The sequence below is a fragment of the Pseudomonas sp. B15(2017) genome, assembly GCF_002113215.1.
In the GTDB taxonomy this organism is placed as follows: domain Bacteria; phylum Pseudomonadota; class Gammaproteobacteria; order Pseudomonadales; family Pseudomonadaceae; genus Aquipseudomonas.
Genome location: NZ_NEJZ01000008.1, coordinates 244591 through 261776 on the forward strand (window position 1 = coordinate 244591; position 17186 = coordinate 261776).

Below are 17186 nucleotides of genomic sequence, written 5' to 3' on the forward strand. Positions count from 1 at the left end.
ACGCCTGATGAACCACCTCCCCCACAGCGACGCGCTCTGCGCGTTGACGCAACCCTATTGCCCGGATTCCGTGCCGGACGGACTGTTCAGCCAGGCCATGGCCGAGATCAGCCGGTTTCACTGCCAGCACACACCCGGCTACGAACACTGGCTGAACGCCAATGGCCTGACCGTGGGCGATCTGGATCACCTCGATGACTGGTCGCGACTCCCGCCGGTTTTCGCCAGTTACTTCAAGCGCCAGGCTTTGCTCAGCTCCACCGCAGCGGACGCTCGGGAGCTCACCTCCTCCGGCACCAGCGGCGAGAAAAGCCGCATGCGTTATGACGAACGCAGCCTGAGCGCGGCCCAGAACATGGTCGAACGAATCTTCCGGCACTATGCCTGGGCCACCCCGGACACGCCGTGCAACTACCTGCTGCTGAGCTATGAACCCGAAGGACGCATCAGCCTGGGAACGTCCTTCACCGATCAGTTCCTGTGCCGCTTCGCCCCCGTCAACCGCGTGGCCTATGCACTGCGCCGTACGGGCAACGGCCATGAATTCGACAGCTTTGGCGTAATCGCCGCCCTGCAGTCCTTCGCCGAGGAAGGCTTGCCGGTACGAATCTTCGGTTTCCCCGCATTTCTCTGGCAGACCCTGCAACGCATGCAGGCCACCGGGGTGGCCGATCTGCAACTGGCAGAAGGTTCGCTGGCGCTGTTTGGCGGCGGCTGGAAAACCCAGGCGGCGCAAGAGATTCCCCGCCGGCAACTGTACGAGCGGATCTACCGCCAATTGGGCATCGAGGTGTCCCGCTGCCGTGACGGTTACGGCGCGGTCGAGCATGCAGTGCCGTACCTCGAGTGCGCTGACCACCACTTCCACGTACCGGTCTATTCGAAGGTCTTGGTACGTGATCCCGCCGACTTCTCGCTGCTGCCGTATGGCCGTCAAGGCTTGCTGAGTTTTGTCTCGCCTTACATTTCGTCGAGCCCGGCGCACGCGGTGGTCATGAGTGACCTCGCCACCCTGCATCCCGGCGACAGTTGCGGCTGCGGGCTGCCAGTGGACTGGTTCGAACTGCATGGCCGGGCGGCCACCACCGCCGGCCGAAGCTGCGCCATGGCCGCGTCTGAACTGCTGGGGAAGCACTGATATGTACCTGATCAACGGACAACTTCACGACGACTACACCTTCGACCTCGCATTGGAAAAGCTTTATCCGGACTTGCCACAACGGCTGGTCACGCCGCTGGACACGGCGACGGTCCTTGACACGGCGGCTACCTTTGCCAGACGCCTGCAAGACCCGGATCTGCCCTTTCCGCTCGACGCTGAACAACGTCAGTTACTGATCGGGTTCTGCCAACCCGCTGCGCTGCGCTGCAAGCTTGAGCGCGAACTCGGCGCACAACCGGCCAGCCTGCGTCGCCTCGATTATCGCCAGCCGCGCTTTGAACGCTGGAGTCCGCTGGGCCTGGTGGTCCACATCACTCCCGGCAACTCGCCGTTGCTGGCGTTCTGCGCGGTGATCGAGGGACTGCTGGCCGGCAACGTCAACTGGTTGCGGCCCAGCAGCAGCGATCAGGGAATGACCGCGCAATTGCTGCATGGATTGGCGCAGTGCGATGCCACCGGCCAGATCGCCGGGCATGTTGCAGTCGTTCCGGCCAGCACGGCGCGGATCGGTGAATTGTGCCAACAGGCCAACGGAGTGTCGGTGTGGGGCGGCGAGTCCGCGCTGCAAGCCATCCGCCAGCAACTCGCGCCTGGATGTCGCTGGATCGACTGGGGCCACCGCATCAGTTTCATCTACCTGACACCGGCAGCGGTCTCGCCACAAGCGCTGGACGCCGTGGCCGATGAAGTCTGCCGCCTCGACCAGCAGGCTTGTTCCAGTCCGCAATGGCTGCTGGTGGACAGTGACGACGAGAACGTCTTGCGCTCGATCGGCAATGGCATGGCCGAGGCATTCGAACGTCGATCCCGACACTGGCCGGCCTTGCAACCTTCAATTCAGGAGGCTTCGCAAATCACCACCCGAACCGCGATGGCGCGACTGGCTCAGAGCTTTGGCGGGGCCAGCGGACAGGTCTGGCAGGCGCCGGACTGGCGCGTCATCTGGAACCACGACCGGCAACTGGGCCCCTCGCCGCTGTTTCGCAGTCTGCTGCTCAAGCCTGTGCCACGTCCGCGGGTGACCGAGGCGCTACTGCCTTGGCGAAACGTATTGCAAAGCGCCGGACTGATGTGTGCCGATCACGAAATGGCCGGACTGGCCCGGACGCTGATTGCCGCCGGCGTCACACGGATTACCCCGGTGCAGGCGATTCACGATGGTTACGAAGGCGAGCCCCACGACGGCGTGTATGCCCTGCAACGCTTGAGCCGGCGCGTGTCGGTCAGCCTGTCGACGACGGCACTGACGACCTGCGCCACGCTCGATCCGCTGCCGGCGCCACCCGGCGTGGCCAATCTGCCGATCATGAGCAAGGAGACCTTCGTCAGACGCCCTATCCATCCAGCGGCCCGTTTGTATTTCCGCTCGGGTGGCAGCAGCGGAACCCCGGCGCTGGCCGGTTACAGCTACCGCGACTTTGATCGACAGATGCGCGCCAGCGCTGACGGGTTGTTCGCGGCGGGTCTCGACCCGAGTTGCGACCGGGTAATGAACCTGTTCTTCAGTGGGGGGCTGTATGGCGGTTTCTTCAGTTTCTCCAAAGTGCTGGAACTGCTGGGTGCCACGCACCTGCCGATGGGGGCTCCGGCCGATGACGATTACCGCGAGATCGCGCAGGTCATCATCGATCAGCGCGTCACCGTACTGGTCGGCATGCCCAGCACCCTGCACCGTCTGTTCCTCAACGAGCAGGCACGACTGCGTACCTATGGCGGGATCGAAAAAGTCTTCCTCGGCGGCGAACATCCCGGTGAACAAAGCCTCGCCCTGATGCGCAGCTGCGGCGTCAGGCTGATCCGCTCGGCCATTTACGGCAGCGTCGACGCCGGACCGCTCGGCCATGCCTGCCCGGCCACCGGCGATGGGGTGTTCCATCTGATGAGCGATATCCAGCACCTGGAGATCGTCGATTTCGAGTCGGATCGTGCGGTGACCGGTAATGAAACCGGGCGCCTGGTGTTTACCTCCATTAAGCGCGAAGGCCAGGACGTTCAGCGCTACGACGTCGGTGACAGCGGTCGCTGGCTCCCCGGTATGTGTGACTGCGGGCTGCCTACACCGCGCTTCGAGCTGCTGCAACGTCACGGCAAGTTGATCCGCATCGGCACCGACTTCATCTGTCTGTCGCAACTGGCAGAGCACCTGGAGACCGAGTTCCAGCTGATCCTTGAGCACGCCCCGGACGGACTGGAGCGCATGCGTTTTCGCAGCCCGAGGCTATCCGATGATGTTCAGCGTCGCCTGCTGGATTACCCGACGCTGGCCACGCTCATCCAGACCGGGCTGCTGACCGTCGAGGTAGAGGTTTGCGGCAGCGACCGGTTCACCCGCAACAAACACAGCGGCAAGACGCCGTTGCTGATCGACAATCGGGGCGTTGGTCCCTGCACAGACACGCAAGGAACCGAACATGAACACACGGTTTGAATGGCAAGAGCTGGTCACCTTTGCTCGACAGTATTCCGGCTTTTATGCGCGTCACTTCGCCGAACTTTCCCGGCCGGTCACATCACTGGAACAACTGCCGGTGATTGACCCAGGGGAATACTGGAAAGGCAGTCATGACCTCGACCATTGGCCTGCCCTGACAGCGCCGCTGACTGACGCGCTGGTGTTCAAGACCGGAGGCACCACCAGCGCCGGCAAGTTTTCACTGTTCCGGCGCGAGGAATGGCGGACGCTGGTAACAGACTTCGGTCGCAGCCTCGGTGCGCAATTGAACGCCGGGGACCGGGTCGCCAACCTGTTTTTTGTCGGTGACCTGTATGCCAGTTTCATCTTTACCCACGATGCCCTGGCGCATGTGCAAACCGAGGTTGTCGAGTTTCCCTTTACCGGCCATGTCGACTCGATCCTGCTGAGCGATGCGATTGCCCGGCACCGGATCAACGTGCTGGCGGGCCTGCCCGCCCATCTGCTGACCTTCGCAGCCTGGCTCGAACAACAGGGCCGGACTCTCGAGCACATCACCGCCCTGCTTTACGCCGGTGAAAGCCTGTTTGACGCCCAGTTGCGACGGCTTGAGCGAGTGTTTCCCAAAGCCCGAGTGGCGTCCATCGGCTACGCCAGCGTCGACGCCGGCTTCATCGGTGCCAGTCATCGCGACTGTGCCCTGGGTGAACATCGGGTTCCTGAAGGTCACGCACTGCTGGAAATCCTCGACGAGAACAGCGGCGAAGTGATCGAAGAATGCGGCCGGTCCGGACGACTGGTGATGACCAACCTCACACGCCGGTTGATGCCGTTGATCCGCTACCCGGTCGGTGACCGTGCATGCTGGTGCGAACCGTCCGGCACGCCCCGGCGCAAGTTCGCATTGATGGGCCGCTGCGCCGACAGCCAGCGGGTGCGCGTGGGTATCCTGACCCTGCTGCCGCAATCGATCGGCGAGACAGTGTGGCGCATCACCGGCAGCGACGAATGGCAACTGGTGATCGAGCAGGAGGGTGCGACGGATATTCTGCGTCTGCACTGGGCACCGGACGCCCTGTCACCGGCAATCGCTGAAGCCGACCAGACGCTGCATCGCGCCTTGCTTGAAGACTATCCGTTGATCGAGCAACTGAGCGCCGATCACCAGCTTGCGCTGCGGATTCGCTGCTGTACGACGCAGGAACTGGAACGTCATCCACGCTCCGGCAAACGTCAGCGTGTGCTGGACCGTCGTGTCTACAACGGCCATAACCAGGAGCGTTGCTGATGGATTCCATCACCCTGCGAAGTTATCGCACCAGTGACGCTGCGGCGGTCAGTCGCCTGTTCAGGAAGATCTATGGCGATCATTACGCTCAGCCGCATGTTTACCTGCCCCGGTTGATCAGCCAGAACCACGCCGACGGCCACTGGCATTCGTTGGTGGCGGTGTCCGACAATCGGGTGGCGGGCCACTCCACGCTGATTCTCGACAAGGAATCGTCCATCGCCGAGCTGGCGCTGAGCGTGGTGGATCCGCAGATCCGTGGGCAGAACGTCGCCACTGAACTGGGCCGGCACTTGCTGATCCATGCGCAAGCGTTGGGTTATCAGGGCGTCACGATCAAGCAAATGACCCATCACCCCTACACGCAGAAAATGGCCGCCGGTCTTGGGTTTCACAACACCGGCTTATTGCCCGATCATGCGCCTTCGCCCTTTGGCGACGCCGTGACGGAATCGCTGGTATTGGGTTACGCCCCCGTCGATGGTTATCAGCGCCCGCTGCCGGCATTGACCTGGCCGGATGAATGCCGTGAGTTCATGCAACAGCTGTGCGACGTGTTCGGAACGCGGTTGAACGTGTCGCCGTGGATCGGCGCGCCGGCGCAGCTGGAGCAGCGCTGGGGGCGATTCGACGGGGTTTTCAAAGAAGTGGACGACAGTTTGCTCAAAGAATTGCAGCAACTGCCCGACCATTGGCTGATATCGATCAGACTCAGGCTGGCGCAGGGTTTCGACAAGGCCTGGCACCGGCTGTCGACGATAGGCTTCGTGTTCAGCGGACTGGCGCCCGATGACAGAGGAGCAGGATGGCTGGCGTTGTTTCATCGGGGATTCCAGCCCAAATCCCTGTCCTTGCATTGCCCGCAAATGCAGCGATTGCATGACGATATGCAGCGGCAGATCGCACCGCCGGCCTGTCATCGCAGAAGTGGCAGCCGCCCATAAACGCCGCATATAAACGAAAGGGCCCACCCCGTTACCGGAGTGGGCCCTGTCTTTCAGGCCTTGGCTTTTACACCTTGATCGGTAGGAGGCTTGCGCTCCCCGCCCTGACCGTAAGTCTGCAGGCTCTGCAGTACATAAATGGCTTTCTTGTACTCGGGGATCAACGTATTCGCGTACTTGTTGCCCTTGAGATTGTTGTTCTGGATGGTATCGAGTTGCGTGGCGAAATACTCCAGCGCATTGAACTTGGCATCCGGGTCTTTCTGGATGCCGAAGCGATCGAACTTGTCGCCTGCATTGAGCAAGGTCATGGACGTGATTTCGGAAATCAGGCCGCGGCTACGCAGCATTGCGCTCAGGCTGCCCAGTTGCTTGGCCGAAACATTGGTCGGATCGAAACCCTTGATGTTCTTGTGCAGACCCTGCTTGTCCATCTCCGCCGTATTGATCACGGTGGGATCGTTGCCGACCAGGGCCAGCATCTGCTTGACCTTCACGCTTTGAGAAACCGGTTTGCTCGAGCTTGCTGTATCTCGAACCAGCAGACCCGCCTTGGGTTGCCAGGCACCGGTATATCCGATAGTCATGCGCAGGCTCCTTGCGAAGAAAACATGAAAAGTTCCTTGTTGAACCACTTTTGAGTTGCCCGGAGTATCGGCCGGCAAACTAGTGGCACCAACTCCTTTCTGCACTTTTTTACAATTTTTGTACATTCACGATACAAACCGTAAACCGCCCGGAAATACGGGAGCAGAGCGATCATGACAAGGTGATTAAAGTGGGTTTATTGCTCTAATGTTCGGCCCGGTTAGTTCTTGTGTATCAGGCCCGATACGTTCCTTTGGTCGGGATCGCTTTTTTTAGGACGAAAGTACCTAAAGCTTCCCGAGGACCCGACGATACGTTAGGAAACCCGCGCTGTTTTTTTCCCTGCCCACAATAAGAATCCCTGCTCAAGGACCGGTTTCCATGCCCGCATTCCGCACCATTCAGGCTCGCTACACGCTGTTTCTGGTTCTGTTCATTCTGCTGTTGTCAGTTCTGACGGTGGTTGGCATCAGCCAACTGGTCGCGCCCAAGCTGCGCCATACCGAAGAACAAGTCGTGCTCAACCGCATTGCGGAAGTGGCCGAGCAGATCCAGGGCGAATTGAACAAGGTCCAGGCGCAACAGCGCAGCATCACCCAGACCATTCCGTTGCTCGACAGCGCAGCCATCGACACCGTGTTGCCCGGGCTGGTGGATCAATACGGTGAACTGAAAGTATTCGGCGGCGGCATCTGGCCGTTGCCCGGTCAGCGTGAGGCCGGACGCAACAAGTTCAGTACGTTCTGGCACCGTGATGCCTCCGGCAAACTGGCGGTGAACACCTTCTGGAACAGCGACGCGGCCCCCAACTATTACGACCAGAGCTGGTACAAGGGCGGCATGCAGACCCCGCGCGGCCAATGTGCCTGGGCTGCTGCCTATAAAGATGACGCCAGCGCCGAACCACGCACCAACTGCGCCATGGCCATCCAGAAAAACGGCAGCGCCTGGGGCGTCTCGACCATCGACGTGACCCTGGGCTTCTTCAACGATCTGGTGGCGCGCAAGGAAAAAGACCTCAACGCCGAAATGCTGATCGTCGAGGCCGACGGCAAGATCATCAGCAACAGTTCGCGCATCAGCGGGCCGATCGTGCTGAAAAACATCAGCGAACTGGCCGGCGGCTCGACCTTCGCCAGCCAGGTCAAGGCCGGATTGCAAAACCGCGAGCAGGCGCAGCGCGTCGAATTCGACAACCACGGTGAAGCCAGCACGTTCTTCATGCGTCCGATCGAAGGCACCCCGTGGTTCCTCGCCACCGCGCTGCCCACCAAAATGCTCACCGCCCAGCGTGACGACGTGCTCAGCAGTCTGAGCCTGTTGCAGATTCCGCTGGTGATTCTGCTGGTGCTGTTGCAGGTCTACGCGATCCGCCAACTGGTTTCGCGCATGAAAGCGCTGAAAGCCAATATCGATTCGCTGTCCAGCGGCGATGCCGACCTGACCCGGCGCATCACCATCCGCGCTGAAGACGAACTCGGCGCCATCGGGCATTCGGTCAACACCTTCATCGCCTACCTGCAAAACATGATCGGCGAAGTCACCCAGGCTACCGGCGCCATGGCTTCGAGCCTCGACAACCTGCAACGCACCTCGGCGCACACCAGCCAGATTCTGCTGCGTCACGCTTCGGAAACCGATCAGACGGTTACCGCGATCAACGAAATGAGCTCGACCGCCGAAAGTGTCGCGCAAAATGCCGCCGAAACCGCCGCCTTCACCCAGCGCGCCAACGAAAACGCCGACCGTTCGCGCATCGTGGTCGGTGAAGCGTCCGGCAGCGTGGTGGCGTTGATCGACGAGGTGGCCAGCGCCACCCACAAGGTAGAAAGCATGCAGCAGGACGCCCAGCGCATCACCGAAATCCTTGGTGTGATTGGCGCCATCGCCGGCCAGACCAACCTGCTGGCGCTCAACGCTGCGATCGAAGCGGCACGGGCTGGTGAACAGGGTCGCGGTTTTGCGGTGGTGGCGGACGAAGTCCGTGCCCTCGCCGCCCGCACGCAGGCCAGTACCTCGGAAATCAACGAGATGTTGACCCGCCTGACCCAAGGCGTGAGCTCGTCGGTCAGCGCCATGGAAAACACCCAGGCCAGCTGCCAGTCGGCCGCCGATGCCACCACCCGGGTCAACAGCGGGCTGGACGAAATGGCCGGTGCAGTCAGCCACATCAACAGCCTCAGCACTCAGATCGCCACCGCCGCCGAACAGCAAAGTGCGGTCACCGAAGAGATCAACCGCAGCATGGTGCAGATCCGCCACATGGTTGATGAACTGGTAGAAAGCGGCCAGGCCAGCGAACTCAACACCCGCCAGCTGCTGGAAGCCAACAGCCGGGTAAGCGCGATCATGGGGCGTTTCAAGGTGCGCTGACAGTTTTGTCATCTTGTGCTCAGCGGCCTGTCAGCTTTGATCTACGATCATGTTGGCAGGCCTGCCTCGTATCACTTGGAAACACTCCGTTGATGCCCGGCAGGAAAAACCGGTCAAAATGCCTTCCTTTTTTGACCGTTTCTCCTTTGAGCCGAGAGCCCTCCATGCGAAACCATCTGCGTCTGGCCGCCCTGAGCGCATTGTTTATCTCCTCCCTGGCGCAAGCCGCCGACCTCATCCCGATCGAAGTCCACCGCGACGCCAACTGCGGCTGCTGCAAGAAGTGGATCAGCCACCTGGAAGCCAATGGCTTCAAGGTCGAAGACCACGTCGAATCCGACATGAGCAGCTTCAAGCAACAACACGGCGTACCGCCGCGTCTGGCGTCCTGCCACACGGCGATCATCAACGGCAAATTCGTCGAAGGCCATGTTCCGGCGGAACAGGTGCTGGCCCTGAGCAAGCGCGACGACCTGCTTGGCGTTGCTGCACCGGGTATGCCGATGGGCTCGCCCGGCATGGAAATGGACGGCATGAGCGATGCGTATCAAGTGATCGGCCTGAAGAAAGACGGCGCCGATGTCGTGGTGGCGGATTACCCGGCCCATTGATGACGGCGGGTTATCTCGGGCTGTTCCTGGCCGCGTTTGGTGCAGCAACCCTGTTGCCGCTGCAATCGGAAGCCGTGCTGGTCGGGTTGCTGGTCAGCGATCGTTACTGGCTTTGGGGCCTGCTGGCGGTGGCGACGCTGGGCAACGTCCTCGGTTCGCTGGTGAACTGGTGGCTGGGGCGCGGGCTGGAACGGTTTCAGGACCGGCGCTGGTTTCCTGTCAGCCGCAAACATATGGAACGCGCCCGGGTTCACTATCAGCGCTATGGTCACTGGTCGCTACTGTTCAGTTGGTTGCCGGTCATCGGCGATCCGCTGACGTTGATCGCCGGGGTCATGCGCGAACCTCTTGGACGATTCCTGTTAATCGTCACTATCGCCAAAGGCGCCCGCTACGGGGTGCTGGCGATGCTCACCCTGGGCTGGCTCGGTTGAACGATCGGGCCCGGACATTGCCTGTGTTTAACGTCGCCCTAATCCGGCCGTTCCAGCCTCGGCCGATTTCTTGTGGAGTTGTCTTATGTCTGTGTCGCTGACCCGCTGGCTGCCCGGCCTGTTGCTGACCGCCGCCCTGCCCCTGCTTGCTCACGCCGAAGGCCCGCAATACGGCCCGGAACTGCAAGGTTTCGATTATCCCTACACCCTCAAGCACTTTGCCTTTCAGTCCCAGGGCAAGTCGCTGCAAATGGGTTACATGGACGTCGCCGCCCACGGCAAGGCCAACGGGCGCACCGTGGTCCTGATGCACGGCAAGAATTTCTGCGGCGCGACCTGGGACAGTTCGATCCAGGCCTTGAGCGAAGCCGGCTACCGGGTGGTTGCCCCGGACCAGATCGGTTTCTGCACCTCCAGCAAACCCGATCACTACCAGTACACCTTCCAGCAACTGGCGGCCAACACCCAGCAACTGCTCAAGGCCCTGGGCATCCAGAAAGCCACCCTGCTCGGCCACTCCACCGGCGGCATGCTTGCCACCCGTTATGCGCTGCAATACCCGGATCAGGTCGAGCAACTGGCGCTGGTCAATCCGATCGGCCTGGAAGACTGGAAAGCCCTCGGCGTTCCCTATCGCAGCGTCGATCAGTGGTATCAGCGCGAATTGAAAGTCACCGCCCAGGGCATTCGTGACTATGAACGCACGACCTATTACGACGGGCGCTGGAAACCCGAATTCGACCGCTGGGTCGACATGCTCGCCGGGCTGAGTAACGGCCCGGGCAAGACTCAGGTCGCATGGAACTCGGCGCTGATCTACGACATGATCTTCACCCAGCCGGTGTACTACGAGTTCAAGGACCTGAAGATGCCGACCCTGCTGCTGATCGGCACTTCCGACACAACCGCCATCGGCAAGGACATCGCGCCGCCGGAAGTGAAGGCCAAAATCGGTCACTACGAGGTGCTGGGCAAGCAGGTTGCCAAACTGATTCCTCAGTCCACGCTGGTGGAGTTCCCCGGCATGGGCCACGCCCCGCAGATGGAAGAGCCGGCGAAGTTCCACCAGGCACTGCTGGGCTGGCTGGACAAAACCAATCCCGTTCGTTGAAGAGGTAACGCTGATGGCGGTGCAGATTGCGGTGATCGATGACTGGCAGGACGTCGCGCGGGGCGTAGTCGACTGGTCGGTGCTCGACAGTCTCGGCAAAGTGACCTTTGTCCATGACTACCCGGCGGACAACGCCACACTGGCCGAGCGTCTGGGCCCATACGAAGTGATCTGCGTGATGCGTGAACGCACGCGCTTCGATGAGGACCTGCTCAAGCGCTTGCCGAACCTGAAGCTGCTGGTCACCGGGGGCATGCGCAACGCGGCGCTGGACATGCCGGCCGCCGCCCGGCTCGGGATCAAGGTCTGCGGCACCGACAGCTATAAGCACGCGGCGCCGGAACTGACCTGGGCGCTGATCATGGCCGCCACCCGCAATCTGGTGAACGAAGCCAATGCCTTGCGCGCCGGCCAGTGGCAGCAAGGGCTGGGTAGCGACCTGCACGGCAAGACCCTCGGCATTCTCGGGCTCGGCAGCATCGGCCAGCGGGTGGCGCAGTTCGGTCAGGTGTTCGGCATGCGCGTCATCGCCTGGAGCGAAAACCTCACCGCCGAGCGCGCCGAACAGGCCGGCGTCACCTATGTCAGCAAGCAACAGCTGTTCGAACAGGCTGACGTGCTGTCGGTGCACCTGGTGCTCAGCGACCGCAGCCGGGGTCTCGTCGATGCCCAGGCACTGGGCTGGATGAAGCCGACCGCGCTGCTGGTGAACACCGCGCGCGGGCCGATTGTCGACGAAGCGGCGCTGATCAAGGCCTTGCAGAAACAGCGCATCGCCGGTGCGGCCCTGGACGTGTTCGATCAGGAACCGCTGCCGGCCCTGCACCCGTTTCGCACCCTCGACAACGTGCTGGCCACGCCCCATGTCGGGTATGTCAGCCGCCAGAACTATGAGTTGTTCTTTTCGCAGATGATCGAGGACATTCAGGCCTGGTCGGCGGGAAACCCCATCCGGCTGTTGAACAGATCGGACGCCTTGACCGGTGGTGGCTAAGCCACCGGGCAACCTCGCCATCGATAACATCCACTCATGCTCGGCGACCGTTGGTCGATGCCATACGCTGCACCTCGGCAAAGATCTCGGTGATCGGCCGATGCGGCTGGCGCTTTTGCAGTTGACGTACCTGCTCGCTCAGCCGCAGCAACTCTTCACTCGGTTTGGCCCACTGCTCTTTCGGCAGCGGCTCCGACCATTGGCGCATGGCCTCGGGCAGCGCTTGCTTGCCGATCCTTTCGAGGCGGCGCACTTCCCATTCGACGAGTCGATTGGGAATCGTCCACAGGGTCATGACGTGATAGAGGTACCAGAAGAAACCCGACAGCCGAGAACGTGAACCGTCGTGGATCTGCTGGTGCATGCGCGCTCGGGCGTTGCGGAAGGTGTGCAGGCCTTCGTGAGGCGGGTCGTCGGGGCCTTGCAGGTCTTGCAGATCCTGGATCGATTTGAGGTCGTTGACCTCGTATTCCATGTAGCCGCGAATGGCTTCCCAATGGCTGATGGCGAGCGGCAGGCCGGCGCATTGGAATTCGAGGCTGGTGAGGGTTTCGCCGTGGTAGAAGCCGATGCCCATGCCGTATTGGCGGTGGATGCCGTATTGGGTGGCGCCCTGGGCTTCGATGATCCAGGCGGAGAGGGATTCCCAGGGGACGAAGACCGGCTCAGTGGCGCCCTCGGGCATGAAGCAGACTTCGCGGCGTTGGCGGTTGAAGCGGGTCGGGATGATTGAGGCGCGTTTTTTGTGGTTGTGGTGCCAGACGCCGAGGGTGATGAGCAGCATGAATGGGCCAGTGAACGATATGTTCTCGCAGGCTATTTCAAAGATACCGACCATCGAGTCCCAAATGGCTTCCTGCCCGTACCCAAAAATAACTCCCAAAAACCCGGTAATCAGTGGGAATAAGAAAACTACTGTGAAAGACACGCTCAATGGTCCACCCAATACGACCTGCCAAGAAAAGACTTGTGGCGACCCCAACCCAAAGTCCATGTACTCATTATTCAACTCACCGATATGTGGGCCGTAAGGTGGCATTAGTGTTGGTAATGGCAGCGGAGAGACATAAGTAATTTGCCCACTCGGAAACGGCTCCGTATCTCCTGCCTTTCTGGGTTGTTCAAGCTGCTGCACAACCAATGGCTCGACGAGATTATTCGGCATGATCGGCCTGCTCTAAAAACTGGGTTTCGACAAGCAAAATCGGCGGTTTCTCTTTGACGAGTTCAGGAGCAACCACTGAAAAATGACCATCACCCCGAGGATCGATATGAATGACACGGGTGCGGGATGTCCATTCACCTTTGTCGTCCAGGCTCTGAACACAAACAGCCAACTCCAGAGTTTCCTTCGCTGGTGTGAATTCGGCCCCCGTTCGCTGTTTGGGAAAACAATTCATGCGCGGCGCTTACCCGTAGATCCCATGCGCTGCACCTCGGCAAATATCTCGGTGATCGGTCGATGCGGCTGGCGCTTTTGCAGTTGGCGTACTTGCTCACTCAGCCGCAGCAGCTCTTCACTCGGCTTGGCCCACTGCTCTTTCGGCAGCGGCTCCGACCATTGGCGCATGGCCTCGGGCAGGGCCTGTTTGCCGATCCGTTCGAGGCGGCGCACTTCCCATTCGACGAGGCGGTTGGGAATCGTCCACAAGGTCATGACGTGATAGAGGTACCAGAAGAAACCCGACAGCTGCGAACGAGAGCCGTCGCGGATCTGCTGATGCATGCGCGCTCGGGCATTACGGAAGGTGTGCAGGCCTTCGTGAGGTGGGTCGTCGGGGCCTTGCAAGTCTTGCAGATCCTGGATCGGTTTGAGGTCGTGGATTTCGTATTCCATGTAGCCGCGAATGGCTTCCCAATGGCTGATCGCGAGTGGCAGGCCGGCGCATTGGAATTCGAGGCTGGTGAGGGTTTCGCCTTCGTAGAAACCGATGCCCATGCCGTACTGGCGGTGAATGCCGTATTGGGTGGCGCCCTGGGCTTCGATGATCCAGGCGGAGAGGGATTCCCAGGGGACGAAGACCGGCTCAGTGGCGCCCTCGGGCATGAAGCAGACTTCGCGGCGTTGGCGGTTGAAGCGGGTTGGGATGATTGAGGCGCGTTTTTTGTGGTTGTGGTGCCAGACTCCCAAGGTTATTGGGAGCATGAGAGGGCCTGTGAACATTATGTTTTCCCATGCCTCTTCAAAGATTGCGGCCATCGAATCCCATATGGCTTCCTGTCCATATCCAAAAATGACCCCAAGAAATCCTGTAATCAGCGGGAAGAGAAATAAAACCGTACAGGTCACGCTGAATGGTCCACCTAAAGTCATTTGCCACATAAATACTTGCGGTGATCCCAAACCAAAATCCAGGAAAACATCATTCATCTCCCCGACATGAGGTCCATAAGCAGGTATAGAGGTTGGCAATGGCAACGGTGCGAGATAAGTGACCTTACCGCTCGGAATTGGCTCGACATCTCCTGCTTTTCGAGGTGTCTCAATTTGCGAGATAACTACAGGTTCAATGTGATTATTCAGCATGGTCGGCCTGCTCCAGAAACTGCGTTTCAACCATTAGAACCGGTGGTTTCTCTTCGACCAGTTGTGGAGCAACCACTGCAAAATGCCCTTCTCCCCTTGGGTCGATATGAATGACACGGGTGCGCGATGTCCATTCACCTTTGTCGTTCAAGTTCTGAATACAAACGGCCAACTCCAGTGTTTCCCTCGCTGGCGTGAATTCGGCCCCCGTTCGCTGTTTGGGAAAACAATTCATGCGCGGCGCTTACCCGTAGATGCCGTGCGCTGCACCTCGGCAAAGATCTCGGTGATCGGCCGATGCGGCTGGCGCTTTTGCAGTTGACGTACCTGCTCGCTCAGCCGCAGCAACTCTTCACTCGGTTTGGCCCACTGCTCTTTCGGCAGAGGCTCCGACCATTGGCGCATGGCCTCGGGCAGGGCCTGTTTGCCGATCCGTTCGAGACGCCGCACTTCCCATTCGACGAGGTGGTTGGGAATCGTCCACAAGGTCATGACGTGATAGAGGTACCAGAAGAAACCCGACAGCCGAGAACGTGAACCGTCGTGGATCTGCTGGTGCATGCGCGCTCGGGCGTTGCGGAAGGTGTGCAGGCCTTCGTGAGGCGGGTCGTCGGGGCCTTGCAGGTCTTGCAGATCCTGGATCGATTTGAGGTCGTTGACCTCGTATTCCATGTAGCCGCGAATGGCTTCCCAATGGCTGATCGCGAGGGGCAGGCCGGCGCATTGGAATTCGAGGCTGGTGAGGGTTTCGCCTTCGTAGAAGCCGATGCCCATGCCGTATTGGCGATGGATGCCGTATTGGGTGGCGCCCTGGGCTTCGATGATCCAGGCGGAGAGGGATTCCCAGGGGACGAACACTGGCTCGGTGGCGCCCTCGGGCATGAAGCAGACTTCGCGGCGTTGGCGGTTGAAGCGGGTCGGGATGATTGAGGCGCGTTTTTTGTGGTTGTGGTGCCAGACTCCAATACAAATGGAAAGAGCCCAAAAGCCGCCTAACAAAGCGAGTCCAAAAGATTCATCGAAAATACCCTTGATTGCGTGAGAAATATCATCCCAGCCCATGCCAAATAAAAGGAACATGAAACCGCCAATAAGCGGAAATAAGAATGCGACCAAGAACATCCCACTGAACGGCAATCCAACAGTCACTTGCCACATGAAAACTTGAGGAGTTCCTAATCCAAAGTCCATGTACCCATCATTCAGCTCACCAATATGCGGACCGTAAGGTGGCATTAGTGTTGGTAATGGCAGTGGAGCGAGAGAGGTAATTTTTCCGCTCGGGAAGGGCTCGATATCGCCTGCTCTTCTGGGCTTTTCAGGCGGCGGCATATCTAACTTATCGAGATAATTCAGCATGATCGGCCTGCTCCAGAAATTGTGTTTCAACCAGTAGCATGGGCGGGTTCCCCTTGACTAGTTGAGCCGTGACAACAGCGAAATGCCCTTCACCCTTTGGGTCTAGATGTATGACGCGAGTCCGCGACGTCCACTCGCCTTTGTCACCCATTTTTTGAATGCAAACTGCCAGTTCCAACGTTTCTTTCGCGGGAGTGAACTCCGAATCAGGATCCACCGGGTAGTGAAGACAAAGCACCAGTCCCTCGGGCGTTGAGTTGACGATGCGCAGGCTACTTAAAATCTGATCGCTGATCACGTCCTTGCGTTCTCGCGGCGCTCCTCGGCTATGCAAGGGAATGGAAATACGGTGCGCGCCAATACCTAATCGATATTTCGGTTTGCCTCCCCAAGGAGGCAAGAGATCACTCAACGTCAGTCTTGGCAGCACCAGATGGATATCGCTGGGTTTGGCTTTGAACAACAGTTTTTTCAGCCAGGAGTCGTATGGATTTGGGCCAAGTTGCGCATAAGGCGCGTGGATCAGAAAGGCCAGATAGCTTTGATAGTCATCCAGTGTGTGATCACCGCGCATTTCCGTGTCCCGGCTCCAAGGCGTGATCTTTAGCCACTTGTCGTGGGCGCTAAGGTTGTAGCGGTTGAACAGCCAAGTGCCGCTGAATTCCAAAACTGTGAATAACGCGCCCGCCAAGTTGAAGCGGAAAAACACGGTAGAAAGGCGTGTGCCGGCTGCCGCCCAAGCAGCTCTTCGTGCCGCAGTGTTTTCCGCAGCCAGCACGTTGTACCCAGCGTGAACTGTATGACCCAACCCGTAAGAGTTAACCGCTGTCATACCAGTTGCACCGATTGTGGCTAAAGCCGCGCTTCTCTCGGCTGCAACATTTCCACTACGAATTGCCTGCTGCCAACTTTTAAGCTGATTCTTTAGGTTGGAGAACGAAGCTAAAAATCCTAGAAAGTATGTAAAACCTCCCAACCCAATATGTAATTTCCCCATCTGCACATGCACGTGCTGCAAGGCATGATGCTGAAGCCCAGCAACAAGCGCCGTGCCCCGAGCTTTCAATGCCGTATCAGCCAGACTTTGTGCCGCCGTGAACCCAGCAGCACCAGTGGCCATCAAGGCATTCAAAACCGGCCCCCAACTCCTTTCGTTCTTGGACTGCTGTTTCAGCTCCTTTGCTGCCCCCACCAAATTCACCACCTGCACCAAAACCACCACCAACCCCATCCCTTCCGTCTTCACCAGACTCCCCGCCGACACCCCACCCAACCCCATCCGAATATTCCCCAACAACCCGCGCAGTTCCTGCTGCTGCGCCGGCGGAAACACCACTGTCACCCCTGCTCTTGCAGGCGTCGCGCCGTACAACCGGGCCGAG

The 17186-nt window shown here is 59.7% G+C and carries 14 protein-coding genes and 3 pseudogenes; 10 read left to right on the plus strand and 7 right to left on the minus strand.

The genetic code is table 11. From position 1 onward, the window contains the following. Positions 1-7: 7 nt before the first annotated feature. Genes CAF73_RS14525 through CAF73_RS14540 form a run of 4 tightly spaced genes read left to right on the plus strand, consistent with a single transcriptional unit; the run spans position 8 to position 5807 of the window. Positions 8-1138 carry an acyl-protein synthase gene (locus tag CAF73_RS14525; protein WP_085703070.1) on the plus strand — a complete coding sequence of 377 codons (1131 nt, stop codon included), beginning with the start codon at positions 8-10 and terminating at the stop codon, positions 1136-1138. A gap of 1 nt (position 1139) precedes the next feature. After that, positions 1140-3590: an aldehyde dehydrogenase family protein gene (locus CAF73_RS14530; RefSeq protein ID WP_085703071.1), complete on the plus strand. Its 2451-nt coding sequence runs from the start codon at positions 1140-1142 to the stop codon at positions 3588-3590. Continuing rightward, positions 3574-4863, plus strand: coding sequence for a phenylacetate--CoA ligase family protein (locus CAF73_RS14535; RefSeq protein ID WP_085703072.1), 1290 nt, complete (start codon positions 3574-3576; stop codon positions 4861-4863). Before CAF73_RS14530 ends, CAF73_RS14535 begins: the two co-directional genes overlap by 17 nt. After that, positions 4863-5807 carry a GNAT family N-acetyltransferase gene (locus tag CAF73_RS14540; RefSeq protein ID WP_085703073.1) on the plus strand — a complete coding sequence of 315 codons (945 nt, stop codon included), beginning with the start codon at positions 4863-4865 and terminating at the stop codon, positions 5805-5807. Before CAF73_RS14535 ends, CAF73_RS14540 begins: the two co-directional genes overlap by 1 nt. Positions 5808-5860: 53 nt before the next feature. Here CAF73_RS14540 and CAF73_RS14545 read toward each other — a convergent pair whose 3' ends face one another. Continuing rightward, positions 5861-6394: a hypothetical protein gene (locus CAF73_RS14545; RefSeq protein WP_085696420.1), complete on the minus strand. Its 534-nt coding sequence runs from the start codon at positions 6392-6394 to the stop codon at positions 5861-5863. A gap of 382 nt (positions 6395-6776) precedes the next feature. Between CAF73_RS14545 and CAF73_RS30800 the strand changes: the two are divergent. From CAF73_RS30800 to CAF73_RS14570, 6 genes and pseudogenes are all read left to right on the plus strand, one after another. Further along, a pseudogene (locus CAF73_RS30800) lies at positions 6777-7907 on the plus strand (cache and HAMP domain-containing protein); the annotation flags it as partial. Between the two features lie 333 nt (positions 7908-8240). Continuing rightward, a pseudogene (locus CAF73_RS30805) lies at positions 8241-8768 on the plus strand (methyl-accepting chemotaxis protein); the annotation flags it as partial. Between the two features lie 164 nt (positions 8769-8932). Beyond that, positions 8933-9379 carry a DUF411 domain-containing protein gene (locus CAF73_RS14555; RefSeq protein ID WP_007957572.1) on the plus strand — a complete coding sequence of 149 codons (447 nt, stop codon included), beginning with the start codon at positions 8933-8935 and terminating at the stop codon, positions 9377-9379. Beyond that, the gene (locus CAF73_RS14560) at positions 9379-9813 is read left to right on the plus strand and encodes a YqaA family protein (RefSeq protein ID WP_085696423.1); all 435 of its coding nucleotides are present in this window, start codon (positions 9379-9381) and stop codon (positions 9811-9813) included. Before CAF73_RS14555 ends, CAF73_RS14560 begins: the two co-directional genes overlap by 1 nt. 85 nt (positions 9814-9898) lie before the next feature. Then, positions 9899-10924 (plus strand): alpha/beta fold hydrolase, encoded by a 1026-nt coding sequence (locus CAF73_RS14565; protein ID WP_085703074.1) that lies wholly within the window; start codon positions 9899-9901, stop codon positions 10922-10924. A gap of 13 nt (positions 10925-10937) precedes the next feature. After that, positions 10938-11918 (plus strand): D-2-hydroxyacid dehydrogenase family protein, encoded by a 981-nt coding sequence (locus tag CAF73_RS14570; protein ID WP_085703075.1) that lies wholly within the window; start codon positions 10938-10940, stop codon positions 11916-11918. Positions 11919-11952: 34 nt separating this feature from the next. Here CAF73_RS14570 and CAF73_RS14575 read toward each other — a convergent pair whose 3' ends face one another. The 6 genes and pseudogenes from CAF73_RS14575 to CAF73_RS14590 all read right to left on the minus strand — a co-directional run. Then, a complete protein-coding gene (locus tag CAF73_RS14575) occupies positions 11953-12702 on the minus strand; it encodes a hypothetical protein (protein WP_256574693.1) in 750 nt (249 codons plus the stop codon). A 370-nt stretch (positions 12703-13072) separates the two neighbouring features. Continuing rightward, entirely contained in the window at positions 13073-13318 is a 246-nt protein-coding gene (locus CAF73_RS29815) for a hypothetical protein (RefSeq protein WP_139834841.1), read from the minus strand. Then, positions 13315-14064, minus strand: coding sequence for a hypothetical protein (locus CAF73_RS14580; protein ID WP_227235470.1), 750 nt, complete (start codon positions 14062-14064; stop codon positions 13315-13317). Before CAF73_RS14580 ends, CAF73_RS29815 begins: the two co-directional genes overlap by 4 nt. A 370-nt stretch (positions 14065-14434) precedes the next feature. Further along, entirely contained in the window at positions 14435-14680 is a 246-nt protein-coding gene (locus tag CAF73_RS29820) for a hypothetical protein (protein ID WP_139834842.1), read from the minus strand. Continuing rightward, positions 14677-15804, minus strand: coding sequence for a DNA-binding protein (locus tag CAF73_RS14585; protein WP_085703078.1), 1128 nt, complete (start codon positions 15802-15804; stop codon positions 14677-14679). The genes CAF73_RS29820 and CAF73_RS14585 overlap by 4 nt, the downstream gene beginning before the upstream one ends. Further along, a pseudogene (locus CAF73_RS14590) lies at positions 15785-17186 on the minus strand (hypothetical protein); the annotation flags it as partial. The gene CAF73_RS14585 and the pseudogene CAF73_RS14590, both read right to left, overlap by 20 nt.